The sequence below is a fragment of the Geomonas diazotrophica genome, from assembly GCF_018919385.1.
Taxonomy (GTDB): domain Bacteria; phylum Desulfobacterota; class Desulfuromonadia; order Geobacterales; family Geobacteraceae; genus Geomonas; species Geomonas diazotrophica.
In genome coordinates this window covers 66,825-92,828 of the sequence record NZ_JAHLMF010000018.1, presented here as the reverse complement: position 1 = coordinate 92,828, position 26,004 = coordinate 66,825, and the positions used below count along the sequence as shown (strand labels likewise).

Annotated in this window: 20 protein-coding genes and 1 rRNA gene; 16 read left to right on the top strand and 5 right to left on the bottom strand. The window is 62.3% G+C overall.

From position 1 onward, the window contains the following. The 5 genes from rrf to KOM00_RS18410 form a co-directional block, all read left to right on the top strand. Positions 1-114 (top strand): 5S ribosomal RNA (rrf, locus tag KOM00_RS18430); the annotation flags it as partial. A gap of 296 nt (positions 115-410) precedes the next feature. Beyond that, positions 411-2,102: a methyl-accepting chemotaxis protein gene (locus KOM00_RS18425; RefSeq protein WP_216500467.1), complete on the top strand. Its 1,692-nt coding sequence runs from the start codon at positions 411-413 to the stop codon at positions 2,100-2,102. A 217-nt stretch (positions 2,103-2,319) separates the two neighbouring features. Then, positions 2,320-3,813 (top strand): DUF3943 domain-containing protein, encoded by a 1,494-nt coding sequence (locus tag KOM00_RS18420; protein WP_236027062.1) that lies wholly within the window; start codon positions 2,320-2,322, stop codon positions 3,811-3,813. Positions 3,814-3,855: 42 nt separating this feature from the next. Continuing rightward, complete coding sequence (locus KOM00_RS18415) at positions 3,856-4,662, top strand: M48 family metallopeptidase (RefSeq protein WP_216500461.1); 807 nt, start codon at positions 3,856-3,858, stop codon at positions 4,660-4,662. 84 nt (positions 4,663-4,746) lie between these two features. Then, positions 4,747-6,201 carry an aminoacyl-histidine dipeptidase gene (locus tag KOM00_RS18410; protein WP_216500459.1) on the top strand — a complete coding sequence of 485 codons (1,455 nt, stop codon included), beginning with the start codon at positions 4,747-4,749 and terminating at the stop codon, positions 6,199-6,201. Between the two features lie 3 nt (positions 6,202-6,204). Here KOM00_RS18410 and KOM00_RS18405 read toward each other — a convergent pair whose 3' ends face one another. Continuing rightward, complete coding sequence (locus KOM00_RS18405; protein ID WP_216500457.1) at positions 6,205-6,447, bottom strand: hypothetical protein; 243 nt, start codon at positions 6,445-6,447, stop codon at positions 6,205-6,207. Between the two features lie 106 nt (positions 6,448-6,553). Continuing rightward, positions 6,554-8,230, bottom strand: coding sequence for a B12-binding domain-containing radical SAM protein (locus KOM00_RS18400; protein WP_216500454.1), 1,677 nt, complete (start codon positions 8,228-8,230; stop codon positions 6,554-6,556). A gap of 332 nt (positions 8,231-8,562) precedes the next feature. Here KOM00_RS18400 and KOM00_RS18395 point away from each other — a divergent pair, with 332 nt between their 5' ends. Next, positions 8,563-9,903 (top strand): radical SAM protein, encoded by a 1,341-nt coding sequence (locus KOM00_RS18395; RefSeq protein WP_216500452.1) that lies wholly within the window; start codon positions 8,563-8,565, stop codon positions 9,901-9,903. Between the two features lie 275 nt (positions 9,904-10,178). Here KOM00_RS18395 and KOM00_RS18390 read toward each other — a convergent pair whose 3' ends face one another. Genes KOM00_RS18390 through proC form a run of 3 tightly spaced genes read right to left on the bottom strand, consistent with a single transcriptional unit; the run spans position 10,179 to position 11,760 of the window. Further along, the gene (locus KOM00_RS18390) at positions 10,179-10,682 is read right to left on the bottom strand and encodes a thioredoxin fold domain-containing protein (protein WP_216500451.1); all 504 of its coding nucleotides are present in this window, start codon (positions 10,680-10,682) and stop codon (positions 10,179-10,181) included. A 2-nt stretch (positions 10,683-10,684) separates the two neighbouring features. After that, the gene (locus KOM00_RS18385) at positions 10,685-10,960 is read right to left on the bottom strand and encodes an acylphosphatase (RefSeq protein ID WP_216500449.1); all 276 of its coding nucleotides are present in this window, start codon (positions 10,958-10,960) and stop codon (positions 10,685-10,687) included. Continuing rightward, positions 10,957-11,760: a pyrroline-5-carboxylate reductase gene (proC, locus tag KOM00_RS18380; protein ID WP_216500448.1), complete on the bottom strand. Its 804-nt coding sequence runs from the start codon at positions 11,758-11,760 to the stop codon at positions 10,957-10,959. The genes KOM00_RS18385 and proC overlap by 4 nt, the downstream gene beginning before the upstream one ends. Before the next feature lie 160 nt (positions 11,761-11,920). Between proC and KOM00_RS18375 the strand changes: the two genes are divergently transcribed. The 10 genes from KOM00_RS18375 to KOM00_RS18330 all read left to right on the top strand — a co-directional run bounded on the left by KOM00_RS18375 (position 11,921) and on the right by KOM00_RS18330 (position 25,984). Next, positions 11,921-13,096 carry an MFS transporter gene (locus KOM00_RS18375; protein ID WP_216500447.1) on the top strand — a complete coding sequence of 392 codons (1,176 nt, stop codon included), beginning with the start codon at positions 11,921-11,923 and terminating at the stop codon, positions 13,094-13,096. A gap of 903 nt (positions 13,097-13,999) precedes the next feature. Then, positions 14,000-15,328, top strand: coding sequence for a hypothetical protein (locus KOM00_RS18370; protein ID WP_216500446.1), 1,329 nt, complete (start codon positions 14,000-14,002; stop codon positions 15,326-15,328). After that, entirely contained in the window at positions 15,318-15,755 is a 438-nt protein-coding gene (locus KOM00_RS18365; protein ID WP_216500444.1) for a cytochrome C, read from the top strand. The genes KOM00_RS18370 and KOM00_RS18365 overlap by 11 nt, the downstream gene beginning before the upstream one ends. Next, a complete protein-coding gene (locus KOM00_RS18360) occupies positions 15,743-16,447 on the top strand; it encodes a hypothetical protein (protein WP_216500442.1) in 705 nt (234 codons plus the stop codon). Before KOM00_RS18365 ends, KOM00_RS18360 begins: the two co-directional genes overlap by 13 nt. Positions 16,448-16,498: 51 nt before the next feature. Next, the gene (locus KOM00_RS18355) at positions 16,499-17,989 is read left to right on the top strand and encodes a fibronectin type III domain-containing protein (RefSeq protein ID WP_216500441.1); all 1,491 of its coding nucleotides are present in this window, start codon (positions 16,499-16,501) and stop codon (positions 17,987-17,989) included. Positions 17,990-18,080: 91 nt separating this feature from the next. Continuing rightward, positions 18,081-21,161: an OmcA/MtrC family decaheme c-type cytochrome gene (locus KOM00_RS18350; RefSeq protein WP_216500439.1), complete on the top strand. Its 3,081-nt coding sequence runs from the start codon at positions 18,081-18,083 to the stop codon at positions 21,159-21,161. 130 nt (positions 21,162-21,291) lie between these two features. Then, complete coding sequence (locus KOM00_RS18345; RefSeq protein ID WP_216500437.1) at positions 21,292-21,912, top strand: hypothetical protein; 621 nt, start codon at positions 21,292-21,294, stop codon at positions 21,910-21,912. A gap of 146 nt (positions 21,913-22,058) precedes the next feature. Next, positions 22,059-22,667, top strand: coding sequence for a hypothetical protein (locus KOM00_RS18340; RefSeq protein ID WP_216500435.1), 609 nt, complete (start codon positions 22,059-22,061; stop codon positions 22,665-22,667). Between the two features lie 15 nt (positions 22,668-22,682). Continuing rightward, positions 22,683-24,164, top strand: a complete 1,482-nt coding sequence (glpK, locus tag KOM00_RS18335; RefSeq protein ID WP_216500433.1) for a glycerol kinase GlpK — start codon at positions 22,683-22,685, stop codon at positions 24,162-24,164. Between the two features lie 206 nt (positions 24,165-24,370). Further along, entirely contained in the window at positions 24,371-25,984 is a 1,614-nt protein-coding gene (locus KOM00_RS18330; RefSeq protein ID WP_216500431.1) for a glycerol-3-phosphate dehydrogenase/oxidase, read from the top strand. Positions 25,985-26,004: the final 20 nt, after the last annotated feature.

Sequence of the window (26,004 nt, the reverse complement as noted above, 5' to 3'; positions counted from 1 at the left end):
TGTGGCTATGCCGAGAGGGTCACACCCGTTCCCATCCCGAACACGGAAGTTAAGCCTCTCAGGGCCGATGGTACTGCATTGGAAACGATGTGGGAGAGTAGGTCGCCGCAGGGAATTTAATAGAGAAAGCCCCGTCTGGAAACAGACGGGGCTTTTTCGCGTCCTGAGGCTGGCTTCTACTCTCGCAAGCTCACCCCCCGGCACCGTCCCTCACCCGAACACCCTCTCCCCCTGGTCGCAGTTTGGAATTCCTTTCCCCCTTTTGACGCCACGCTGCACGCGTCCGCAGATATCGGCGTCGCTGCGCAACAGTCATAGATCGGCTCCGTTTGGGGTGATATACCTATTGGATTGACAGTATGTCTATTTTAATGTAGTAATTGGAATATTTATATGCGATCGGGGTCCCTATGTTTTTCAAGAAATACCTTTCTTCACTCCGCAGCACGTACATATTCATGGTCTGCTTCGGCCTGCTTATGGGGCTTGTCTTTCCTTTTTATTCATGGCTATTTTTTGGAGCCAAGGCCTTTGCCCCACTGTACGCCATCGGCTGTCTGGCGGCAGGCTTCATCGTCGGCACTTTCTGCTACCACATCATCAAGGAAGCCCTCAGGCTTTACGTTGAGCAGCAACTGAAGATGCTCGGAAAAATAACCGGTGAAACATCCATCCGGTCGGTGTCTGGAAAGGGCGATGAGCTGCAGCAAGTGATGGAGTGCAACGAGGCCCTGATGAACCGGGTCCTGGTGATGGTGGAAAACGTATCGAAGCTTGCCGCAGACATCTCCAGCCGGCACGGCCGTCTGACCGCCGACTTCAGCAAGACCGTTCACAACAACGAGAAACAGGCTGCCAGGGAACAGGAAACGATCGGCGCTGTGGATGACATGAATGCCTTCTTCAGGGACCTCTTGAAAGAGATCGAGGACATAGCGGTGCGCACCGATGAGCGCGCCTCCATCTCCACTGAAATGAGCGCCGCCACCGACGCCATCGCTCTCAGCATCCAGGAATATTCGGCATCAGTCATGGAAACCTCCGCTTCCATCGAGGAAATGGCCGTCAGCATCAAGGGGACCGCCTCGAATATCGAGGCCCTCACCAATTCTACTGAACAGACCTACAACTCCATCCTCGCCATAGGCAGCTCCACCGTCGACATCCGCGATAACGCACGCCGCACCTCCGACTGCTCGGACAAGGTCCGCGTCCAGGCCGCCGAGGGGATGGAGGCCATGTCGGCTACCATTGCGGCCATGACCGCTATCGAAGAGCACAGCGACCGCTCGGTTGATGCCATCAACAGGTTGTCGCAGCATTCCCTGCGCGTCGGCGAGTTTCTTGATGTCATCAAGGAGGTGGTCGCGCAGACCAACCTTCTCTCCCTCAACGCGTCCATCATCGCTGCCCAGGCGGGAGAGCGGGGCAAGGCCTTTGCCGTGGTTGCCGAAGAGGTTCGCGCCCTCGCCAAGAGAACCTCGGCTTCCACCAACGAGATCGAGGAGCTGGTTGCCAACATCCAGAAGGAGACCGCCGCTGCGGAGACGGCCGCCCGCCTTGGCAAAGACAAGGTTGCCGAAGGTGTAGCGGTTTCCGAGAAGGCCGATGAAGCCCTGCACAGGATCGAGGACAGCGCCGCCGAGGCATCACGCATGGTGCAGCAGATCGCCGCCGCCACGGACGAGCAGGCATCGGGGAGCCAGCTGATAACCGAGGAGGCGGAGAAAAATCTGGCCCGCGTCAAACAGTTCAGCCGCGCCATCCAGGAAGAGGAGACCGGTGCTCAACTCATCGTCCGCAGCCTGGAGCGCATGCGCGCCCTTTCTGCGAAAATAACGAACTCCACCGAGGAGCAGGTCCGCGGCAACCGCCTGTACATGCAGAGCGTGCAGGAAGACAACGACAAGGTGAAGCGGTTGAAGGATACCTGCATGGAGCAGATTGCCATCGGTGACGTGCTGCGCAGCGACGTGGCCGAGGTCGATCGCCTGATCCAAGGGACCGCAGAGGATGCCAAGAAGATGCTCGGGGAAATCGAGACCATCAACGAACTGATAGGATCGATGCACCGGGAGATGGAAACCTTCCGCAAGATGTAACCTGCTCCTTCACCTTACTCTCAAGCCCCGTCGGCGCCACCGGCGGGGTTTTTTGCATTCCGGGGATGGGGTGGGAGAGAGGGAGGCGAGACCTTGACAAAGAAAGGGGGGGGGGTAAATTATAGCCTGTTGATTTGACCGACATTCTGCCTACACCGGTCGGCCAGACATCCCCCAGGTTGGGCGACAAGCGGATGGTTTCCAAGTGGGAGGCGGTATGAGAAGCTTACCGAGGTCCGTTGCCTCCTTCCTGCTTGCGGTGGGCGTCTTGTGCCTTGTTCTGGGCGTGCCCAAACGTTCCCGGGCTGACACTGTTCCCCAGCTTACCGCGGGGAGCGAATCGGCCCAGGTCCTCTCCTGGGAGACGGGCGCGGGGAAAAGCTACCTCGTCCCCGCGGCCGAGATTCCCGCCTTTATCATCCTCTTAAACGGCTTCGACAGGGTCGTGCTGCACGACAAGATGACCGAGGATGGGAAGAGGACCTATGCGACCAACCCCTCCACCTTTTGGCGCCAGCTTACCCAGCAGGACTGGTCCTTCGACCAGGACACCTTCAAGGTCAACCAGTTCGGGCATCCGTACGAAGGGGCCACCATGTACGGCCTGGCCCGGTCCTCGGGGCTGAATTTCTGGCAATCCCTGGTGTACAGCAATGCCGGGAGTTTCCTGTGGGAAATGGCCGGCGAGAATTCGCGTCCCTCGACCAACGACCTGATCACCACAGGCAACGCCGGAACCCTGCTGGGAGAGGCACTGTTCCGGATGGCCGACCTGGTGCTGGAAGAGGGTGGGAAGAAGCCGCCTGTCGGGTACGAAATCGCCGCGGCCGCGATTTCCCCGCCGACGGCGGTGAACCGGGCGCTCTTCGGAAAGCGGTTCGATACGGTGTTTCCGAACCACAGCCCGGCCACACTATGGATGTGCAGGGGCGGCTTCAGCCTCGACGTTCATTCCAAGAACCTCAGCGCACCGGTCAAGGAGCCGAGCAAGGAGGGCATAGGCATCGCCGAATTTTCGATGGAGTACGGGCTCCCCGGGAAACCGGACTACAGCTACCACCGCCCCCTTGACTACTTCAACTTCGAGATTTCGACCAGGGCCAGGAAACACAACCTGGTGGACACCCTCACGGTACGGGGGCTGTTGAAGGGGACCTCGTACCAAGTGGGGAGAGACTATCGCGGCATATGGGGACTCTACGGCAGCTACGACTACATCTCACCCTACCTGTTCAGGGTCTCGAGCACGGCCCTTTCCCTGGGAACCACCGGGCAGTACTGGCTTGCGCCCGGCGTGGCCGCCCAGGGCTCGCTGCTCGGTGGGGTAGGTTTCGGCGCAACGGGTCTCGAATCGGAGGTTGCCGAGGAGCGGGGCTATCATTACGGTGCGACGCCGCAGGTGCTGTTGGCGATGAAATTGCTCTTCGGAGACCGGACAATGGTGGACCTGACCGGACGCTGGTACTATGTAAGCAGCTGGGGGCCTGATCATGACGGCTCGGAGAGTGTATTCAGAGGGCATGGCGGTTTGACTGTTAGAGTTTACGGCAGGCACGCTATAGGCCTGCGATATTCTGAGTCGATACGCGATACGAACTATGCTAACATAGCCAGCAAACATCGGTCGGAAGGTACGATAAGTCTCGTCTATACCTTTGTAAGTGACAGGTACTTTGGCGCAGTTGAATGGAGAGATCCCGCCGGACGTTGATTCCTCCCGTACTGAACGATACGCTGTTTCGGAGGTTCCCTGATGAACTGCCTAAAAAGGCTATTTCTCCCCGTCCTGCTGGGCCTTTCCCTCATCTGCGGCTGTGCCGTCAACAAGTCCTCGGTGGGCGGTTTCAACATGATCTCGGTCTCCGAGGAGAAGGACTTGGGCGACAAGTTCGCGGTGGAGGTGGAGAAGCAGCACAAGGTGGTGCGGGACCCGGAGGTGCAGGCCTACATCGACGGAGTGGGGAGGAAGCTCCTGACCGGGGTGCGCAAGCAGGATTTCCCTTTTACCTTCCAGGTCGTCCAGGATGACAGCGTCAACGCCTTCGCCATCCCGGGAGGCCACACCTACGTCAACACCGGTCTGCTCAAGGCGGCGGCCAGCGAGGCGGAACTCGCGGCGGTCATGGCGCACGAGATGAACCACGTGGTGGCCAGGCATTCGACCCGGCAGATGACGCAGCAGTACGGGTACGGCCTCATCGTCAGCCTGCTGCTGGGGGGGCAGGGGGGCGAGCTTTCCAAGATCGCGGCCGACCTCTTCGGCAAGGCCGGCGGCATGTACTACAGCCGGGAGATGGAGAGCCAGGCCGATTACCTCGGCGTGGAGACCATGTACAAGGCGGGCTACAACCCTCAGGGAATGGTCAGCTTTTTCAGAAAACTCGATGCCGTGGAGGAGAGGCAGCCGGGCAGTATCGCCAAGTATTTCTCGTCTCACCCGGAGACGGTGGACAGGATCAAGGATATCCAGCAGGAAATCTCCAAGCTGCCACCCAAGAGTTGGCTGCCTGACTCGACCCAGGAGTTCGCCAGGGTGAAGGCCAAGGTGAAGAACCTCTAGCCCCTCGCCTGTACCAAGATCATCGAGATACACCTTCATCCCCTGCAAGGACGTTGCAGGGGAATTCTTTATTCGGGAGCCGACATGACTGACGCGATTCGTGGCATGGAACCTCACATCTTTTGGAACTGCTTCGCTGCTATTTCGGCACTGCCCAGGCCGTCGGGACACGAGGAGCGCATCGGCGCGTATATCCTGGAGCGTGCCGGACAACTGGGGCTGGAGCGGGCCAAGGATGACTGCGGCAACATCGTGGTGAAGCTCCCGGCAACGCCGGGGAAGGAGCGGGTGCGCAGCATCTGCCTGCAGTCTCACCTGGACATGGTCTGCGAGAAGAACGCGGACAAGGTGCACGATTTTCTCAAAGACCCCATCGAGCTGGTACGCCAGGGAGAGGTGCTGACCGCAAACGGGACCACCCTCGGCGCCGACAACGGCATCGGCGTGGCCACCTCTCTGGCCGTCATGGAGGACAAGAGCGTGGAGCACGGTCCGCTGGAGCTCCTCTTCACGGTGGAGGAGGAGACCGGGCTGCGCGGGGCGAAGAACCTCAGTCCTCAACTGGTGGCAAGCCGAACCCTCTTGAACCTCGACTCCGAGGAGGAGGGGGCGCTCTATATCGGCTGCGCCGGCGGCAAGGATACCGTGGCGCGGTGGGGCGTGGCCAGGGAAGCCGCTCCTGCCGGTTGGAGCGCGCTCCGACTCGCCGTAAAGGGGCTGAAGGGGGGGCACTCCGGTCTCGAGATCGACAAGGGGCTGGGCAACGCCATCAAGCTCCTGAACAGGGCGCTCGTGCCGCTGGCTGAGCTGGGGGCGAGGCTGGCCACCATCGACGGCGGCAACATGAGAAATGCCATTCCGAGGGAGTGCGGCGCCATCATCTACCTGGCGCCGGAGCAGGCGGCAAGGGCGCAGGCGGTGGTGACGGAGCTCGCGGCGACCTTTCTTGCCGAACTGCCGACGGTCGATCCCGGGGTGAAGCTGGTCCTGGAACGCGCCGAGGAGGGGCCGGCAACGGTAATGGATCTGCAGCTGCAGCGGCAGGTGATGAAGACGATAGCCGCCCTCCCCAGTGGCGTGCAGCGCATGAGCGCCGAGATTGCCGGGCTGGTCGAGACATCCACCAACGTGTCGGTGATCGGCACGGAAAAGGACGCGTTGGTCCTGGTAACGAGCCAGCGCAGCTCCAGCGCTTCGCGGTTGAACGAGGTGGTGGAGACGGTCCAGTCCATCCTGGAGCTGGGTGGCGCCGTGGTCGAGGTGAGCGAGGGGTACCCGGGGTGGCAGCCGAACATCGACTCGCCGATACTGAAGCTGGCGCAAAGGTGCTACCGGGATCTTTACCAGAAGGAACCGGAGGTGAAGGCGATCCACGCCGGGCTGGAATGCGGCATCATCGGAGAGCGCATTCCCGGCATGGACATGGTGTCGTTCGGGCCGAACATGGAGAAGGTGCATTCGCCTGACGAACGGGTCTATATCGAGAGCGTGGCCAGGTACTGGAGGTTCGTGCAAGAGATACTGAAAACCGCGCAGTAGCCGCTACTGCTGCAGGTCGCAGAAGAAACGGACCACCAGGGGGACGATGGCGTTGGTGCCACAGATGGTAACCCTCTGGGTCATCTCCCTGCATTTCTGACCCACGCGGCACCGCAGCGAAATGTCGTGCAGTCCGGCGTTGCACCGGAACACCCGGGGCGTGTCGCCGTCCTTGTTCTCGCCCTGGTAGGCCCCATCCAGCGAGACGCTTCCCCTGCGCTGGCAGCAAACCGTGAAGTATTCCATGGTCTCTCCGCTGCGGCATGGCTTGATTGGAAAACGCTAAGCGTTTAGTATCGCCTGCTGCGCCGAGAGTGCAAGCGGGGGGAGTGCGGCGGAAAGGGAGGCGGGCCTAGAGTACCTGCACCCGGAGTCCGGCACCCAGGGCGGAGCGGTAGACGAAGGTGATCGTGGCGGGCCCTTCGCACCAGGGAGTGCAGCGGTAATCCCTGGCGAAGGTACGGCGGTAATAGCGGACGCGTTCGCCCGGCTTCGACTCCAGGCGCAAGGGCACGCCGGGTTCGCCCTGCTCCTGCCCGCCGGCGAAGAAACTGGGCAGGTTGCCCCCGGGGTAGCCGGTCAGGCAGAAATCGAAGCAGAGCGCGTCGCGCAGGCGCTCCCGTTGTTCCCCGTCGCTCCACTCGGCCACGAAACGCCAAAGGGCATCGAAGAGCGAGGCAAGGGAGAGGGTGTTGGTCAAGAACCCGGCCGAGTCGAAGAACTGCGCCGCCTCGTTGAAGAGCCGTGACAAAGGGCGGTCGGTGGCGAATACCTGCAGCGTCGCAGCGAACCTGCCGCTGTTGTAGACCAGGTCCAGGAGCCGGCTGATGCCTTCGATGCGCCTGATCTCCTCGAAGCTGAGCCAGGGTGTGCGCAGAATCTTGTAGGGGGCGGCCTCCGAGTAGGCGTACCCTTCCTTGCGCGCGATGCCCCGCATGGCCGTCCCCTTCAGGACCTTCAACGGCTCGACCTGGATGTGGTCGGCGTTGAGCGCGAAGAGCCCCTGCACCGAAGCCAGAAATCCTTCAAGGGATTCACCCGGCAGCCCGGCCACCAGGTCGAGATGCACGGTAACCCCCGTCGCAGATTTGAGTCGTTCCACGTTGGCGTACAGCTTTTCGAGACTCGATGTCCTTTCCACCTTGGCCAGCGTCTCCTCACCGCCCGACTGAACCCCTATCTCGAAACGGAACATCCCCGCCGGCACCTGCGCGAGCAGGGCCAGGTTGTCCTCGGTCAGCAGTTCCGCCGCTATCTCGAAATGAAACTTGCTGCCGCGGTTGTGCTCGAGGATGAAGCGCCAGATCTCGTCCGCCCTCCTGGCGTCGTAGTTGAAGGTGCGGTCGGCGAGCTTCACGGTCTGCACCCCGGCTTCCATGAGCAGCAGGAGATCCCCCTTGGTCCTCTCCAGGGAAAAGGAGCGGACGCCGCTCTCGATGGAAGACATGCAAAAGGCGCAGGAGAATGGACAGCCGCGCGAGGTCTCGTAATAGACCAGCGGCTTTCCCAGATCGACGAGCCCGGCCGCAAAGGGGGAGGGGATCCGGTCCAGCTCGGCGAGCGCGAGGCGTTCGGGGTTGGCGATCACCTCCTCGCCCTCGCGGTAGGTGATCCCGGCGATGTCGTCCAGCGGCATGCCCCCGTCCAGGGCCTGGAGCAGTTCGCGGCAGCTTTGCTCCCCCTCGCCGCGCACGATGCAGTCGATGGCGCCGTTGCGCACCATCATGTCGAAGGAGCCGAAGGAGACTTCCGGGCCGCCCAGGACGATGAAGGTGTCGGGTGCAAGCTGCTTCAGATCAGAGGCCAGCTTCAGCGTCAGTTCGGTGTTCCAGATGTAGCAGGAGAACATGACCACGTCTGCACGCTCGGCGTAAAGCTTCGCCAGCAACTGGTCCGGCTGTTCGTTGATCGTCAGCTCCAGGATGCCGCACTCAAGGCCGGGGAGGGTAGCAGATGCCGAGGCGAGATAGGGGAGGGCCAGGGAGGCGTGGACGTACTTGGCATGCAGGGTGGCGAGCAGGATCTTCATGGGCGGGGATTGTAGCCGATTAGAGGAGGCGTTGCCAGAAAAATGGTGGCAGCGGTGCAGCGGCGCCCAGAGCGGTACGGGATGCATCCCTTGCCCGCGCCACGGTTTTTTGTTACTGTAGGCGGCCGCGGAAATAAAACCCAAACCATTGGCCACGGAGAAAATCTGAGGACTTCTGAGAAAGGCACAACCCCGGAGGCTTTTGTTAGTTCAAAGTCTTTGGCTAGTTTCTAACCCTGCTTTTTGCAGTTCTCGGATTGTCTCAGAAGTTCTCGAGCCTCCGCGACGCTACGTCCCGCAAGCTCGTGGCTAACGGTTTTCACAGGATAAACATGAAAGCAAAGAAACTACCGAAACTGCTCTACGCCGACAGCCAGGGCAACATCTACGACCATCCCTATCTCACCATGGCGGGGATGAGCGCCGACGAGGCTGTGTTGCCGGAATCGGTCGAACTGATCCCGCTGCCGGACGACAGCCGCCTGTTCACCATACCCGACACCCCACCCATCGCCTGGGACGAGGACCAGGGAAGCTTCGTGACGCTGAGCCAGGTCAGGGAGGGGCGGCGCAGCATGAAGATCCAGGCCGTTTCCGCCTTCATGGCCCCGGGATACATGCGCACCCTGCTCCCCGCCTGCGACTACAGCAAGAAGAAGGTGCATCTCCCGCTTTGGTCCTACACCGCCGTGGGGTGGGACGAGGAGAGGGAGTGCTTCGTGGTGGCCGCAACCCGCGTGGACGACAACGAGAACTGGCTCCCCAAGAACTACGACGACAGAAAGCTCGATCCGCTGGTGCGGAGCATGCTGGCCGAGTTCCCCAAGAACCGGCTCATAGAGCAGCTGTCCCGCTGCGCCGTCGACTACCACTGCTTTGCCGCCAAGAACCTCTTCTTCCGCAGGTGGGAGGCGCCCATTCCGACCTCGCCGGTCTGCAACTCGCGTTGCCTTGGGTGCATCAGCCTGCAGCCTTCCGACTGCTGCCCGTCCAACCACGAGCGCATCCCCTTCGTCCCGACGCCGGAGGAGATCGTCGAGCTCATGCTGCCGCACCTTTTGCAGGCGCCGGAGCCGATCGTCTCCTACGGGCAGGGGTGCGAGGGGGACCCGATCATGCAGGCGGACACCATCGCCGAGGCGACCCGGAGGCTCAAGGCCGGGACCTCGCGCGGCACGGTCAACTTCAACTCCAACGGCTCCATCCCCGACCGGGTCCGCATGCTCTGCGATGCCGGCATGGACTCCATGCGCTTCTCGATGAATTCGGTGCAGGAAGGGTTCTACAACAGCTACTACCGGCCCAAGGGGTACCGTTTCGCCGACGTGGTCGAATCGGTCCAGGCGGCGAAGCAGAAGGGGCTTTTCACGATGATCAACTACCTGGTCTCCCCGGGGGTCACCGACAGCCCCTCCGAGCTCGAGGCGCTTTTGAAGTTCATCGAGAAGACCGGGGTGGACATGCTGCAGATGAGGAACCTTTCCATCGATCCCGCCTTCTACAACGAGAGAATGGGTGTGCAAAAGCGCGGGGTCGGCATGTACCGGATGTTGCAGGAGGTGAAGAAGGCCTTCCCGCGGATCCAGTACGGCTACTTCAACCGCACCAGGGAGCGGTTCTTCCCGGACGGGTTCGAGAAGGGGTGGCCTATTAAAGGCAAAGGCAAAGGTTGAGGTTGAGGTTGAGGTTGAGGTTGAGGTTGAGGTTGAGGTTGAGGTTGAGGCTGAGGTTGAGGCTGAGGTTGAGGCTGAGGTTGAGGCTGAGGGTTGAGGCTGAGGGTTGAGGCTGAGACTGAGACTGAGACTGAGACTGAGACTGAGACTGAGACTGAGACTGAGACTGAGACTGAGACTGAGACTGAGACTGAGACTGAGACTGAGGCTGAGGCTGGACAGGCTGGAACTGGGGACGGGGCTTTACTTAGCCCCCAGTCCCTAGCCCCAGCCTTTTATTTCAATAGCGGCACCAGCTTGTTCAGGTCGAAGCCCCTGACGACGCTGCCGTAGACCATGAAGATGGGGGTCGCGTTCATGCCGTGCTCTTTCGCGATCTGCTCGTGCTCCTGTTGCAGCGCGACTCCCTCGGGAGTGACCTCCGACAATTTCCACCTGTCGGCCGTGCCGGCCGCCACCTCCAGGTAGGCCTTCTCCTTGTCCTTCGCGGAGAGGATGTACTGCACCTTCCCCTTGGAGGCTGGATGGCTTTTCAGGGGAATAAAGAAGATGTATCGGGTGACATCGCTGCGCTTTTGGAAATAGGCCTCGGCCTTCCTGCAGAAGGGGCAGTCCGGGTCGGTGAACTCTATCACCATGATCTTGCCGTTTCCTACCTTCACCGCCTTGCTGAGGTCGAGGTCCCTGGCGGAGGCTGCCGAGACAAGGACCATCAAAAGGAGGGGCGCGACGAGCCAAAGGCCCAGGCGCCTGAACAAACCGCTGCTTGCTTTACGCATCACTATCCCCTTACCTGAAAACCGGTGAACTCCCCGGTGTATTCTCCCAGCTTTTCATTCAATTCGTCCACCCTGGCCAATTCCGGCCCTCTGCGACACCACTGCACCATCGCCAGTACGTCTGCTTCCTCGCCTTCCAAGCACGCCTCGACGGAGCCGTCGGGGAGGTTGCGGACCCAACCGGTCACGCCGTGCTGCTGTGCGGTGCGGGCGGTGTGGTGACGGAAAGCCACCCCCTGTACCCTTCCCCGCACGATAAGCGTGGCTCTTATTTTCATCTCTCCCCCAGTTCCTTGGAGCGAGCCACGCAGACGTCGACGGCGTTGATAGTGGCGGCGCGGAAGCCGTCGCGATCCAGGGAGTGCATGGCGGCGATGGTGGTTCCCCCCGGGGAGGCCACGTTGCTTTTCAGGACCGCCGGGTGCTCGTGGCTTTCCAAAAGGAGCTTCGCGGTGCCGTAGACGGTCTGGGCGGCCAGGGCGGTGGCGATGTCCCGGGTGAGGCCGTGTTTGACCCCGGCGTCGCTGAGCGCCTCGATGAAGGTGAGCACGTAGGCCGGGCCGCTTCCGGAAACGCCGGTGACGGCGTCGAGCAGTTTCTCGTCCACCACGCAGGTGGTGCCGACCAGGTCGAATATCCTGCGGGCCAGGACCTGGTCGTCTTCGGTTGCGTGGTAACCGCGGGAGATGGCGGAAGCTCCCTGGAGGACCAGGGCCGGCGTGTTGGGCATCACCCGGATCACGCGGGCGCCGGAGCCGAGCATACCCTCGATGGCGGCGCTTTTGACCCCCGCCATGATCGAGATGAAGAGCTTGTCGGTGAGACCGGCGCCGAGCGCGCCGAGCACCTGGGGCGCAACCTGGGGCTTCACCGCGAGGATGATGGTGTCGCTCATGCGGCACAGCTCCGCGTTGTCGGCCAGGACCTGCACGCCGTAGCGCTCGGCAAGCAGGTTGCGGCGCGCCTCGGACGGCTCGGACACGGCGAGTTCCGCCGCCGGCACGCCCCCGGCCAGAAGCCCCTTGATGATCGCCTCCGCCATGTTGCCGCCGCCGATGAAACCAGTTTTCTTGTCCATGTCTTTGCCTCCGTTCCTAAAGGTTTTTGGTTCAAAGATAGGTAATAAATCCGGCCACAAATGTCAATAGAATTGATTTGTTTTAATTATGATTGCATCGGCTGCCGGCCTGTTGTTTCATGCTCCCGTTGGGGTTAGACTGAAACCCTGGAGGTGCGACGTGTTCACAGGCATAACGGGCAACGTGTTCATACTGGGGCTGGTCAGCTTCTTCACCGACGTCTCCAGTGAGATGATATACCCGCTGCTGCCCCTGTTTCTCACCGGCATGCTCGGGGCAGGTCCTGCCTTTCTCGGTGTCATCGAAGGTGTCGCCGAATCAACCGCCTCCCTGCTGAAACTTTTTTCCGGGATAGCTTCGGACCGGGTGCGTCGCAGGAAGCGCCTGGTATTGATGGGGTACTCCCTGTCGGCGCTGATGCGCCCCCTGATAGGGAGCGCGGCCTCACCTCTGGCGGTATTGCTGATACGCACCGGCGATCGGGTCGGCAAGGGTATCCGCACTTCTCCGCGCGACGCGCTCATCGCCGACTCGGTGGACCCGTCGCTGCGCGGCAAGGCCTACGGCTTCCACCGCTCCATGGACCACGCCGGGGCCCTGGTGGGGCCGCTTCTGGCCACCTTCCTGCTCGCCTTTTTCGTGAAGGACCTGCGCCAGCTGTTCTGGCTGGCGGGGATACCCGGGGTGGTGGCCATCCTCCTGATCGCCTGGAAGGTGACCGAGACCGAGCGCACGCCGGAGCCGAAGGCGCGGCTGCAGCTGGCAATGCTGCCGCCGGGGGGGCTCAGGAGATACCTCGTCATCCTGTTCCTCTTCACCCTGGGCAACTCCTCCGATGCCTTTTTGCTGCTCAAGGCCGGCGCCGTCGGCACCCCTTCCTATCGCCTCCCGCTTTTGTGGGCCTTCTTTCATCTGGTCAAGATGCTATCCAACATGCCTTTCGGCGCCCTTTCCGACCGGATCGGCAGGAGGTCGGTGATCGTTGCGGGGTGGTGCGTCTATGCACTCTCCTACCTCGGCTTCGGCGTGGCCCGGAGCGAATGGCAGATCTGGCTCCTCTTCGGCGTGTATGGCCTCTTCTTCGGGCTCACGGAAGGGGTGGAGAAGGCGTTTCTGGTGGACATGGCGCAACCGACGCAGCGGGGGGCCGCCTTTGGCTGGTACAACTTCGCGATCGGCGCGGGCGCCTTGCCCGCGAGCCTCATCTTCGGCGGCATCTGGCAGTACGAGGGGAACGTCGCGCCTTTTCTCTTTGGAGCATCGCTCGCCGGTGTGGCTGCACTCCTGCTTATCATGCTGGTGAGGCCTCAGAAAGACATAGACGATGCTGTATGAAGGACATGAAGCGTGTCACGTCGCGTCATCATTCGTTCTCCTGGTACTGTTCTGCCTTTACCGGACTCACACAAGTTTTCTTCGAACTGTCACTGTCTTAGGAAGATTTACCCTCCAATAGCCATTTTCTCCTAAAGTCTCTTTTCCCCTCGCCGATTAGGCTCAAGTATGTCGCAGTAAAAGTTATCGTTTTGTCAAAAACCCTAATACCTGTGTCAAGGTTTTGAATTTAAGTGGCAAGGCACTCTACGTTGTGAGCTTAGATACGACGCTGCTTCAGTGGTTTATACAGTTGGTAGGGATCCTGCAGAAGCCACAGCCTGCTGCAGTGAGTGAAGTTCTTTCTGCTGCCCCTTTATTGAGGAAACCGTGCCCTCGGTTTTGTAAGCTGCCGTTTAATCGTAGCCGACTCCAGGACCGATGCCGGCCCTGCTGTTCAGATTGAACTTGTCGCTGACGAATATCTGACGTTGCAGTCTCCAGCCATTGAAGTTGTGCCACAGTATCTGTTTTATATTAGCATGTGTTAATTTTTATGGCCGCGGGATGTCACTGAGGCACAGTCACTAGTTAAATATGCTTTGCTGAAATAATTTTTTTTGGGGGCAACTTGCACTGCTGCAAAACTGTTGTAAGTTTAGCGAAGATTCCAACAGTCGAGCACATCCGTACAGACTCTCTGTTAAGTTAAAATTTTCTTAATATAGAATGGCGGCTGATGTGTAAGCACGTCTAAGAAGCATTCCCAGTTTTTCTTTTCGATAATAGACCGGCGGTAAATACAGAATAGATGGTTTCAGGCCTGACACCGCTGGTCCATGTCCGGCCCGGCCCCAGATTACAGTCAACGCAGCAGCGGATTCCTGGATAACGATTCACACTACTGTAAAAGGAGGGGATGTCTTGATAAGCCACGAGAAACGATCAGGACGCGAACAAAGTAGTCTCCTGAAGATTGCGTGGGTGATGCTTGCCGCGTCGTCGGTGACGCTGGCCCAGCCGGTTATGGCTGCGGACTACACCATCACCGGCAGCTCCAACACCTACCTGCGCATGACCCGGACCATCAACAAGGACGATCTCTATCCGCTGTACGAGTACCTGCACTTCTCGGTCACCGCTGCGGAGAAGGATGGCAGCGCCACGTCCCTGCACCTGGGTGCCTGGGGACGCGTCGACCTCGTCGACAAGTCGACCGACCACTACACCGACGGGGACGTCCAGTACGGCTACCTGAGCTACCAGGCGGCGAAGAACAACCTGGTGGTTAACGCCGGGCGCCAGTTCATCACCGAAGGTGTCGCCACCGAGCGGGTGGACGGCCTCTATGCGCGCAGCGACTTCGCTGCAGGCATCACAGCGGCGGCCTTCGTCGGTTCGCCGGTGGTGACGACCCCCAACTACAAGGGGGGGGACTTCATCTACGGCGGGCGGGTGGCCCAGGGCAAGCCCGGCCTCTACTCGGTCGGCGTGAGCGCCCTCAGAAACGAGAGCGACGTTGCGCGCGACCGCGAAGAAGAGGGGATCGACCTTTGGGTGCATCCGGTGAAGCAGGTTGATCTCACCGGTCGTTCCTCCTACAACTCGATCACCGACGGCTGGATGGAGCATGCCTACACCCTTTCCGTCGCCCCCATCGATGCAGTGACCGTCAGTGCGGACTTCTCGAGGATCAACTATCAGGACTACTTCTACAACGTGACCACCACGGCCTTTGCCCTGCAAAACAACGGCGGGCTGCTCGATCCCAGGGAAAAGGTGACTGCGGCCGGCGTCAGCGCCGCCTGGACCCCGGTGAAGAACCTGACCCTCGCGGCCGAGTACAAAAACTACGGTTACGAGATCCTGGGCTCTGCCGATTACGTGGGGGGCAAGGTCGCGTACACCACCGCCGACGCCCTCTCGCTGGGGGCCTCCGGACACCGGATGGATGGTTCCACCGACCGCACCCGCTATTACGACTACCGGCTCTATGCGCTTAAGAAGACGGGCCACACCGAGTTCGGCGTCGACTTCTACAACGTCCTCTTCGATCGCCCCATCGATGGCGTGAAGAGCAGCTACGCACTCACCGGTATCGCGGGTTACGAGGTCACCGAAAAGCTCAAGGTAGGTGGAGACATCGAGTACTCACAGAGCCCTGATTTCGAAAAGGAGTGGAGAGCGCTCGTGAAAGTTGCCTACGCTTTCGATATGAAGTGTGGCGAAAAGGGGGGCAAGAGTGAAAAGTAAAATACTGATTCTGTTGATGATGCCGCTCATGGCCTGCCTGCTCTTTGCCTGTGCCAACACCAAGAGCGGTGCGCTGATCCACCCGGAGGCGGTGACCGGGACGCCCAACTGTACCGAGTGCCACACCGATGCCTACGCGGCCATGAACCACCAAGCCGTCGACTTCTTCAAAAAGCACAGCGTCTTCGCCAGCAACGCCAGAAGGGCCTGTGCTTCCTGCCACGCCGAATCCTTCTGCTCCGACTGCCATGCGCACAAAGAAGAGCTGAAGCCGAACGTGAAGTTCTCCGAGGCGGTGGAAAGGAACCTGCCGCATAGGGGCGACTACATGAGCCAGCACAGGATCGACGGCAAGATCAATCCCGCGTCGTGCGCCAAGTGTCACGGGCGTACCAACAACGAGAGGTGCCTGACATGCCACAAATAACGACAAAAGTTCTGTCTTTTGCGGTACTTGGTGCGCTGGCGCTGGCCCTGTCGGGATGCGGGGACGCGAATCCGCAGGCCACTTTTGACCCTGCCGCCGGCAAGCACCCGGCCAACTGGCTCCCGAGCGCTCACAGCGTGGCGGCCGAGGAAGACATCAACGGCTGCGCCGAGTGTCATGGCGAGGACCTCACCGGTGGCATAGCCAAGGTCTCCTGCATGAAAAACCTGCAGGATCCGCAAAGCGCGGGGTGCCATGCCGGCAGCGCCACGTCCGTGCACCCGGTCCTGTGGGGGCAGGTCGCCTATGCCCTGCACCCGGGCTACATCCAGCAGCAGAAAGCGCTCGACCCGGTCAATAATCCCTTCGGCAGCAAGTCCTGCGCCGTTGCCGAGTGCCACGGCACCGACCTCCTTGGCGGCGCCACCGCCCCGTCCTGCGGCATCAACTGCCACCTGGGCGGGACCGCGACCGCGCCCCAGATCCATGCCTGGGGGGGCATCAGCGCGACCACGCCGGCAGATATTACCGGGCATATCCAGTGGATGGCCAACACGGCGCACCAGATCAACGGTCATTTCAGCTACGCGACCTGCCGCAACGACGTCTGCCATGGCGCCACGCTGCAGGGCGTCTGGTTGAGCGGGCCGGCCTGCACCAAGTGTCACAATGGCGGCCCTCCATTGGAGTAAGTGGCCGGAACCCGTCTTCATAACCTGATCAAAGCAGAAGGAGAACATAACATGTGTATTCCCTGGAAGAGACACATAGCCGCGGCTTTGCTGCTCCTTGTCCTGCCGTTGTTGCTCATCGGTTGCGGTGGGGGCGGTGGCGGTGCCACTAGGATAGTCTCAGGAGTCGCAACCAAGGGGCCGATCGTCGGCGGCCTGGTTTCGGTCTACCGGCTGGCGCTTACCGGCGCCCGCGGCGGCCTGCTCGGGACCGGCGTGACCGGTACCGACGGCAGCTACGCCGTCAGGATCCCCGCCTCGGTTACCGGCCCGATCGTTGTCACCGTTACCGGCCAGCCCGGCGCTACCTACCTGAGCGAGACCACGGGACTGCAAAGGCCTTTCACGGCTGCTGATTCCTTCAGCGCTGCCGTGGACACCGCCAACCCTGCATCGGTCACGGTAAGCCCGCTCACGGAAGCCGCCTTCCAAAAGCTTCCGTCGATTCTGGCCCAGAAGCCGGTGCCCATCACGACCGCACTGCTGCAAAGCGCGGTCCTTGCCGCCAACGCACGCGTGGGCGTCCTTTTCAACGTGACCGACATCCTGGCCCCGCCGGCCGGCAACCCGGCCTACGTGGCGGCACTCACGGTCATAGACCAGATGATCGTTGACTCGCAGGTAATCGGGGCGGTTACCGACACCACCGCCGTGACGACCATAATAAACCAGGCCGTCCTGGACGTGGCCAGCCCGGCCTACGCGACCTTCAAAACCTTGTTCATCAGCGCAGCCAACAGAGTCCTGTCCACGAAGCCGGAGCTGACCAACCTGGTGAACAGCCTGATCCAGACCATCAGCAATCCGCCGGCCGAACCCAACTACAGCGACGTCACGGCGCCCTCGGTGGTCACCGGCCTTACCGCCGTCACCTATGCGCTCGACGCCACCACCAGCGCCGTAGTCCTCAGTTGGAACCCCTCCACCGACAACATCGCCGTGGCCGGGTACAACATCTACCGTGACGGCGTCAAGGTCGGGACCTCTACCACGACGAGCTTCACCGACACCCCGGTGACCTCGAACGTGACCTACTCCTACACCGTCGTGGCCTTCGATGCGGCCGGCAACTTCGCCGCCCCGAGCGCGGCCCTGTCGGTGAAACCGAACCAGGCCTCGTTGAACGTGACCGTGAGCGGCACGCTCTCCGGCGACCTGCTGTCGCATCTCGATATCGCGGCGCCTACCGCTCCGACCAGCCTCACCGCGGTTGCCACTGCAATCACCGGCACCATCAGCTCCGTCGCCCTGAGCTGGACCGCCGCCACCGACAACGTCGGCGTCACCGGCTACGATGTGTACCGCGATGGCGTGAAACTGGCGACCGTGGCCTCGACCACCTACACCGATCCGGCGGTCACGTCGGCAACCACTTATTCCTACACCGTGAAGGCGTTCGATGCGGCAGGCAACCGCTCCGCTTTCAGCACGGCACTTTCGGTAACCCCCAGCCGTCCGTCACTCGGGGTCACCGTCAGCGGCCAGGTGAATACCGGTCCGTAACGGAACAACTATCGGCAAACAAGGGGGGACATCTGAAGTCAGCATTAGAGAAAGAACTCTCGGAGCAGGACACAAACAACAGGAGGAAACTATGATTGGCAGAAACTTAAGGTACCTCGTAGCACTCGTAGTATGCGTGCTGTTGCCTCTCGCAGGCTGCAGCGGAGGGGGATCCACCACCAAGCTCACCAGCAAGGGCACCGAAGTGACCGTCGGCGGTAAAGTCGACGTTGCCAAGGCCGCCGCCAAGACCGCGTTCCTGTCATCTACCTCGGCCAGCGCAGTGAACCACGTCTTCGTCTACAACGCCCAGGATGGCGCCCAGCTCGGGACCGCTACCATCGGCAGCGATGGCAGCTTCTCCGGCCTCACCTTCACCCTGCCGGCCGCCAAGACCGTGCTGGTGTTCAAAGCCGTCGTGGCCCAGGGGACCTTCCGCTCCCTGGTACCGGTCGACTTGAGCAATCCCCCGACTGCCGGCGGGATCAGCGCAAGCAACCCGATCAGCATCGTGATCAGCCAGCAGAGCACCGACATCACGGCCGCGGTATCGGCCATGCTCGGCCTCTCCGGCGTGCTCGGCGACGCCAACCAGACCCTTGCTTCCGTCAACAAGACCTACACCGACTGTGCGACCCAGGTCGTGAACGCAGGCGGCCAGGTTCTCGCTTACACCAGCACCGGTCTTGCGCTCTCCGGTACCGTTTCCAACGCCAACATGCTTCCTGCTGCAGACGCTTCCACCCTGACCGTGGATGACCTGAACAACATCGCGCTTTCCGGCGGCATCACCAGCGCCTTCATCCCCGGCAAGAAACCGATCGTCAACTTCACCGTGACCAACAAGGCCACCGGCAAGGGGATCAAGGGTCTCAGGACCTTCGCCCTGCACGTCGCCAAGCTGGTTCCGGCCAATGCAACCACCGGCGCCAACTCCTACTGGCAGAACTACATCAGCTCCGGCCTGCCGCTGGCCTCCATCCCGGCCTTCGTAAACAGGGGCAGCTCCACCCCGGTGGCACCGACCGTTCCGAGCACCGACGCATCCGACCTGTATGTCAACGGCGTGAAGATCGCCGACGGCTACAAGGTCATCGACCACGGCGACGGCAGCTACACCGTCACCTTCGGCGCCGACATCACCGCCAACACCAACGTCGCCTACGACGCCACCGCCACCCACCGCATCGGCATCTCCGTGCGTTCCGTCGCGGTCCCGGGCGGTTACGCCGGTCCGATCAACCCGGCCACCAACGCAGTGCAGGCAGTGTTCACCACCCCGAACACCACCAACATGTTCTACGACTTCACCCCGAGCACCGCGGTCGCTCTTACCAGCTACGCACGCGACATCGTCGCCACCAGCACCTGCGACAGCTGCCACTACAAGCTCGGCCTTGCCGCCGGCAACATGCTCTCCGGCCACACCGGCTCCAGGGTTGACACCAAGCTCTGCGTCATGTGCCACACCGACCAGTTCGACAGCGGTGAAGGCGAGTTCGTGACCTTCATCCACCGCATCCACATGGGCGAGACCTTCAATGACACCAACTCCTCCTGGACCGTGCCGGCTGAAGGGCTTGTGACCTACGGCGAGCAGACCTACCCGCAGGACATCAGAAACTGCAGGTTCTGCCACAAAGGAACCGACGTCAACGCATGGATGTCCAACCCGAGCCGCAAGGCCTGCGGTTCCTGCCACAACGCCATGACCTGGAGCTCCCACGCGGGCGGCCAGATCGACGATTCCTCCTGCAAGGGCTGCCATGCCAGCGGCAACACCACTATCGAGATTTCCAACGCTCACCTCCCGGTGCAGGCTCCGGATCCGAACGCTCCGGAACTGGGCGGTACCAACACCCACACCTACGCAGGCTACCTCCCGGCCGCTGGCGTCGCTGTACCGGGCGCACCGGTCATCACCTGGGATGTGAAGAGCGTGGCACGCGACACCAACAAGCACCCGACCATCACCTTCCGCTTCAAGAAGGACGGCAACCCGGTTGTCTTCAACACCTACCAGGCCGGCGTCGTGACCGAACTCATGAACGGCTACACCGGTTCCCCGAGCGTCTACTTCGCCTTCGCGGTACCGCAGGACGGCGTCACCGCTCCGGCTGACTTCAACGCCAGCGCAAGCGCCTGGGTCAAGAACGTCTGGAACGGCACCACCGCCACCTCGAGCATGACCGGTCCGGACACCAACGGCTACTACACCATCACCATCAACAACGCCATCGTTCCGGATACGGCGACGATGCTGACCGGTGGTATCGGCTACACCTACGGCCAGAGCACTCCTCCGCTCACCCTGACCGACCTGAGCAGCCTGACCGTTCCGTCCCAGTTCAAGACCGACTGGGCCTTCAACGCGACCACCAAAGTCGGCGGCCTCATCGTGGTAACCCCGAACGTTTGGAAGGTCGGCACCAGCTACACCGGCCGCCGCACCATCGTCAGCAACGCGAAGTGCAACGCCTGCCACGCGGCCCTTGGCATCGCGCCGACCTTCCACTCCGGTCAGAGAAACGATGCACCGACCTGCGTCTTCTGCCACAACGTGAACAAGGTCAACACCCTCGGCTGGTCCGTCAATACCAAGGATTTCGTCCACGCCATCCACGCGGCCGCCAAGCGCAACGTCAAGTTCTCCTGGGAAGTGGCCGCAGGCGATACCTACTGGAAAACCACTTATCCTGGCTACCTGCAGGATTGCGAGCAGTGCCACGTTGCCGGCACCTACGACTTCAGCGCCACCGCTTCTGCCAACGCCGTCACCAGCCTGCTCGCGAGCACCTCGGCGACCGGCACCATGCCGGCTAGCGTACCGGCTATCGTCACCGGCAACGAGACCGTACCGGGTACCTACTACTCCCCGTATGTCACCGCCAACGCCGCCTACGGCTCCGGCTTCAGCTTCACCGCTTCCAGCGGCGCCTATACCGATGCGGCCGGCACCACCCTGGTGGTCTCGCCGATCACCGCGGCCTGCTTCTCCTGCCACGACACCGCCCAGGCGCAGGCGCACATGAAGCAGTTTGGCGGCCTGATCAACCAGGCACGCAGCAACCTGGCAACCACCTCCGAGACCTGCCTGGTCTGCCACGGCACCGCATCGAGCCAGTTGAACGAGCGTGTACCGACCATCAAGGCCGTACACCGCTGGTGGTAAACTGACGCACACCCGAAGGGGGAAGGGAAACCTTCCCCCGACGGATCTTGACAAGCAAAAGGCAACATGATAACCCGGGGGAGGCTCCTCCCCCGGGCTGTTTTCTATCCACTTCCATCCAGGAGATGCTATGAGAGATGTGATTCGGCTGGCTTTATTGACTGTTCTTGTTGCCGCGATCGCGGCATGCAATGGCAAACCGGCGGACCAGCCGGCCCCGAAGGGCCAGGTGGAGCAGAAGGCCGCCAAGGACCCGGCCGGCGACCAAAAGATCGCCGCGGCCTTTATGGAAGGGGTGAAAAGCGGCGACAAGAAGAAGATGTACCAGGCCGCCAACCTGACCCCGGAGCAGGTCAAGTCCTGCCTGGACAAGCTGGTCCATATCAAGCAGAACAAGATGGACGAGGGGCAGCGCAAGGCCTGCGAGGGCGCCCTGAAGGTCTCCGGCGACATCGATTTCTTCGCCGCCAAGATGCAAAAGCTCATCCCCCCCTCCGCCATCGTGAAGGTGGTGCAAACCCAGTCCGTTGCCGCACCGGCGCAGCATCTAGTGCACACCGTGTCGATCACCTACACGGATCACGCCGCCGCGGTCTCGGACAAGACCGGGAAAGCGGTCAAGGAGCTGAGGCTCCCGCTGCAGCAGTTTGACCACCAGCTCGACAAGACGCTGGTGCACGAATTCGCCTTTACCAGTCAGGACTTCGAGAAGATCGCCAGCAGGGACTTCGAAGTGGTTTCCTACTTCTGAAACTGCCCTTCTCGCAACTGGCAAAGGAACAGATCAAACAGACAGAAAGGCCCCGACTCCATCGGGGCCTTTCTTTTTGGCGATGACAAAAAGGGGTGACGTTAAACAAAGAGAAAGTAGTCTCCTTTTTTGCTACACTGTCGCACATGAAAGCTTTGTTGCTGCTCATAGCGCTTTTGTGCATGGATACTGCCGTTGCCGGTGCCGGGGGGCTGGGCGCGCCCACCCTGTCCGATCCCATTGGCACACCGACGCTCTCCGAGCCGGCGGCGACCGCCCGCTTCTTCGACACGGACCGCTTCCTCACCAACGCCGGGCTCAGCTACAGCCCCAGTTACCAGTTGACGCTGGAGCCCGAACTGGGCGTAGGCTACCGGGGGACCGGGCAGGAGCTGCACGGCGGCATCGAGCAGTCGACACATCGCCTGCACGCCCAGGCCGGATGGCGCGTGTCCCTCGCGCAGACCTTCTACCTGTCGGCTGCGGCCAAATTCTCCATGGTTACCGTTGAGAACAGGGGGGTCACGGCGGGAGCAGAGCTCGGGACGCGTCCGGAGGCGGGGTGGCGCACCGGCTACGACTTCATCAACCCTTCGCACGCCCCGCTCAGGTGGACCGGTGAGCTCGGGGTGCATCTCACGCCGCGCACCGACTTCATGCTCTACTACGACCAGGACCCGGTCACGGGGTGGTCCTACGGCGGACAGCACCAGGAGGAGCGGGTCGGCACCAGGTTCATCTTCAGGTTCAAATAAGACAAGGGAGGATGCGTGAGCTACCTGCTATCCATCGACCAGGGGACCACCAGCAGCCGGGCCACCCTGTACGGCAGCGACGGCACCGCGGTTACCACTTTTTCTCAGCCGTTCACCCAGCACTACCCAAACCCCGGTTGGGTGGAGCACGACCCGGAGGAGATCTGGCAGGGGCAGTTGGAGTGCATCCGCAATGCGCTGGCGGCGGCCCCGAGGCTGGCTGCGGTCGCAGGCATCGGGATCACCAACCAGCGCGAGACCACGGTGGTTTGGGAGCGCGCCACCGGAAGGCCCCTGCACCGTGCCATCGTCTGGCAGGACCGGCGCACCGCGGAGTTCACCGAGTCCCTGAAGCGCCAGGGGGGAGAGACGCTGGTCAGGGAGCGGACGGGGCTGTTGCTCGATCCCTACTTCTCTGCCAGCAAGATCGCCTGGATACTCGAGCACGTGGACGGGGCGCGGGGGCGGGCCGAGCGGGGGGAGCTCTGTTTCGGAACCATCGATTCCTGGCTCATCTTCCGGCTGACCGGAGGCAAAAGCCACGTCACCGATGTCTCCAACGCGAGCCGCACCATGCTCTTCAACATCCAGACCCTGGAGTGGGACGAGGAGCTCTTGCGGCTTTTCGAGGTTCCGCGCGCCATGCTTCCCGAGGTGCGCGGAAGCGCGGCTCGCTTCGGGCACACCTCCCCCGAGATCGTCGGCGCTGAGATCCCCATCACCGGCGTCGCGGGCGACCAGCAGGCGGCGCTGTTCGGGCAGGGTTGCTTCGCGCCGGGGATGGCCAAGGCCACCTTCGGCACCGGCGCCTTCGTGGTCATGAACTGCGGCCCCTGCACCGGGAGCGGCGAGGGGGTGCTCTCCACCATCGCCTGGCAGCTCCCGGGAGAGCCGGTGCAGTACGCCCTGGAGGGCTCCATCTTCATCGCCGGCGCCGCGGTGCAGTGGCTGGAGGAGGGGCTCGGGCTGATCGGAGGCCCCGGTGAGGTCGAGGCGCTCGCCCGCAGCGTGGCCGATACCGGCGGGGTCTACTTCGTGCCGGCGCTCTCCGGGCTGGGCACCCCCTACTGGGACCCCTATGCCAGGGGGGTCATCGCCGGTCTCACCCGCGGCAGCGGCAGGGGGCACCTGGCGCGCGCCGCCCTGGAGGCGATCGCCTTCCAGACCGTGGACGCCATCCGCGCCATGGAAAGCGCGAGCGGCATCGACCTGAGGGAACTGCGGGTGGACGGCGGCGCGACGCGCAACGACCTCCTGCTGGAGATCCAGGCCGACCTTCTGGGCGCCCCGGTGCTCAGGCCGCGCTGTACGGAGAGCACCTCGCTGGGGGCCGCGTTCCTGGCCGGGATCGGTGCGGGGGTGCTGGATACGGAGCGGATAGGGAGGCTGTGGGCGCTGGACCGGCGCTTCGACCCGAAGCTTACCCCCGAGCGCCGCGAGGAAATGTGCCGCGGCTGGAAAAAATGCGTGCAACTCGCGCTTGGTTGGGCTAAGTAAGAAAGGCGCATAAGCAAAGGCGTTAAAGACAAAGGCCTTAACGCAAAGACGCCAAGACGCAAAGACGCAGAGTGAAACAGAGACAGGGGAACACCTGGCTCAGACGGTGACATCTCACCAGCAAGAGCCGGACAATGAAGTGATACACCTTGCGACTTTGCGCCTTTGCGGCTTTGCGTGAGCGATTTTGGGTTTGGGAGGCACAAGTGACGGACCGCAACACCAACCTGGAGATACTGAAAAGCGGGCGCACCTTCGACATGCTGGTGATCGGGGGGGGCGCGACGGGGTGCGGCATCGCGGTCGACGCCGCCAGCCGCGGCCTGTCGGTGGCGCTGGTGGAGCGCGGCGACTTCGCCTGCGGCACCAGCAGCAAGAGCACCAAGCTGATCCACGGCGGGGTGCGCTACCTGGAGTCGGCGGTGCTGCACATGGACCGGGTGCAGTTCAACCTGGTGCGCGACGGGCTGCGCGAGCGCAACATCCTCTTGAAGATCGCCCCGCACCTCTGCCACCGGCTCACCCTGGTCACCCCCCTCTACGGGCTGGCCCAGGTCCCCTACGTCTGGGCGGGGCTCAAGCTCTACGACCTCCTGGCGGGGGAGGCGGGGCTCGGCCACAGCCGCTTCGTCGGGCGCGGGGAGATGCTGCGCCGCTTCCCCATGATCCGGGGGGAGGGGTTGAAGGGGGGGGTGCAGTACTACGACGGGCAGTTCAACGACGTGCGCATGAACGTGGCCTTGGCCCAGACCGCCGCCAGGGAAGGCGCGGTTGTCGGCAACTACGTGGAAGTGGTGGCGCTGATGCGGGAGAAGGGAAGGGTGGCCGGAGCCCTGGTGCGGGACCCGCTGGTGGGGGCGTCCTGGCAGATCCGGGCCCGCTGCGTGGTGAACGCCTGCGGTTCCTCCGCGGATATCGTGCGTCGCCTGGACGACCCGACCGCCGCCTCGCTGCTTCGGGTGAGCCGCGGCATCCACATCATCCTGCCGGGTAGCTTCGCTCCGGCGGGGGCAGGCATCATGGTTCCCAAGACCGATGACGGCCGCGTGCTCTTCATCCTCCCCTGGGAGGGGGCCTGCCTGGTGGGGACCACCGATGAGCCGGCCGAGGCGGGCGAGGTGCCGGTCGCTCCGGAGAAGGAGGTCGACTACCTGCTGCGCCACCTGCGGCGCTACTTCAACCTGGGCGCCAAGCCCGCCGACATCACCTCTTCCTGGGCGGGGCTGAGGCCGCTGGTGCATGACCCCTTCACCGCCGACACAGCCGAGCTCGCCCGCGACCATGTCGTCAGCTGTTCCCCGACCGGGCTCATCACCATCGTCGGCGGCAAGTGGACCACCTACCGCAAGATGGCCCTCGACGCGGTGGATTTCGCGGTGAACAACGCGGGGCTGGCCCCGCGGCAACCCTGCCGCACCGACCGGATCGTGCTGCAAGGCGGGGAGCACTTCGGAGAGGAACTGCTCAAGGAACTGGAGCGTAAATACGGCTTCCCTCCCGACGTCACCAAGCACCTGCACCGCTCCTACGGGGACCGCTCCCTGCTCGTGGCCGGGTACTGCCACGGCGCCCTGGGGGGGAGGCTCGTCCAGGGGCACCCCTACCTCAAGGGAGAGGTGCTCTACGCGGTGCAGCACGAGATGGCGCTGCGTGCGCTCGACTTCCTGGAGCGGCGCATCCCCCTGGTCCTGCTGGACCGCAAGGCGGCGCGTGCCGCGGCACCGGAGGTGGTCGAGCTGATGACTGCGGAACTGGGGTGGAACCCCGAGCGGCAGACGCGCGAGCTCGAGGAGGTGGCGGACGCCCTGGCCGTGGCATGACGCCCCGCTTGCATAGGGGG

Bases quoted from the DNA above. Each gene is read 5' to 3' on its own strand.
- KOM00_RS18425 (WP_216500467.1), top strand. From the start codon at position 411: ATGTTTTTCAAGAAATACCTTTCTTCACTCCGCAGCACGTACATATTC.
- KOM00_RS18420 (WP_236027062.1), top strand. From the start codon at position 2,320: ATGAGAAGCTTACCGAGGTCCGTTGCCTCCTTCCTGCTTGCGGTGGGC.
- KOM00_RS18415 (WP_216500461.1), top strand. From the start codon at position 3,856: ATGAACTGCCTAAAAAGGCTATTTCTCCCCGTCCTGCTGGGCCTTTCC.
- KOM00_RS18410 (WP_216500459.1), top strand. From the start codon at position 4,747: ATGACTGACGCGATTCGTGGCATGGAACCTCACATCTTTTGGAACTGC.
- KOM00_RS18405 (WP_216500457.1), bottom strand. From the start codon at position 6,447: ATGGAATACTTCACGGTTTGCTGCCAGCGCAGGGGAAGCGTCTCGCTG.
- KOM00_RS18400 (WP_216500454.1), bottom strand. From the start codon at position 8,230: ATGAAGATCCTGCTCGCCACCCTGCATGCCAAGTACGTCCACGCCTCC.
- KOM00_RS18395 (WP_216500452.1), top strand. From the start codon at position 8,563: ATGAAAGCAAAGAAACTACCGAAACTGCTCTACGCCGACAGCCAGGGC.
- KOM00_RS18390 (WP_216500451.1), bottom strand. From the start codon at position 10,682: ATGCGTAAAGCAAGCAGCGGTTTGTTCAGGCGCCTGGGCCTTTGGCTC.
- KOM00_RS18385 (WP_216500449.1), bottom strand. From the start codon at position 10,960: ATGAAAATAAGAGCCACGCTTATCGTGCGGGGAAGGGTACAGGGGGTG.
- proC (WP_216500448.1), bottom strand. From the start codon at position 11,760: ATGGACAAGAAAACTGGTTTCATCGGCGGCGGCAACATGGCGGAGGCG.
- KOM00_RS18360 (WP_216500442.1), top strand. From the start codon at position 15,743: ATGCCACAAATAACGACAAAAGTTCTGTCTTTTGCGGTACTTGGTGCG.
- KOM00_RS18355 (WP_216500441.1), top strand. From the start codon at position 16,499: ATGTGTATTCCCTGGAAGAGACACATAGCCGCGGCTTTGCTGCTCCTT.
- KOM00_RS18350 (WP_216500439.1), top strand. From the start codon at position 18,081: ATGATTGGCAGAAACTTAAGGTACCTCGTAGCACTCGTAGTATGCGTG.
- KOM00_RS18345 (WP_216500437.1), top strand. From the start codon at position 21,292: ATGAGAGATGTGATTCGGCTGGCTTTATTGACTGTTCTTGTTGCCGCG.
- KOM00_RS18340 (WP_216500435.1), top strand. From the start codon at position 22,059: ATGAAAGCTTTGTTGCTGCTCATAGCGCTTTTGTGCATGGATACTGCC.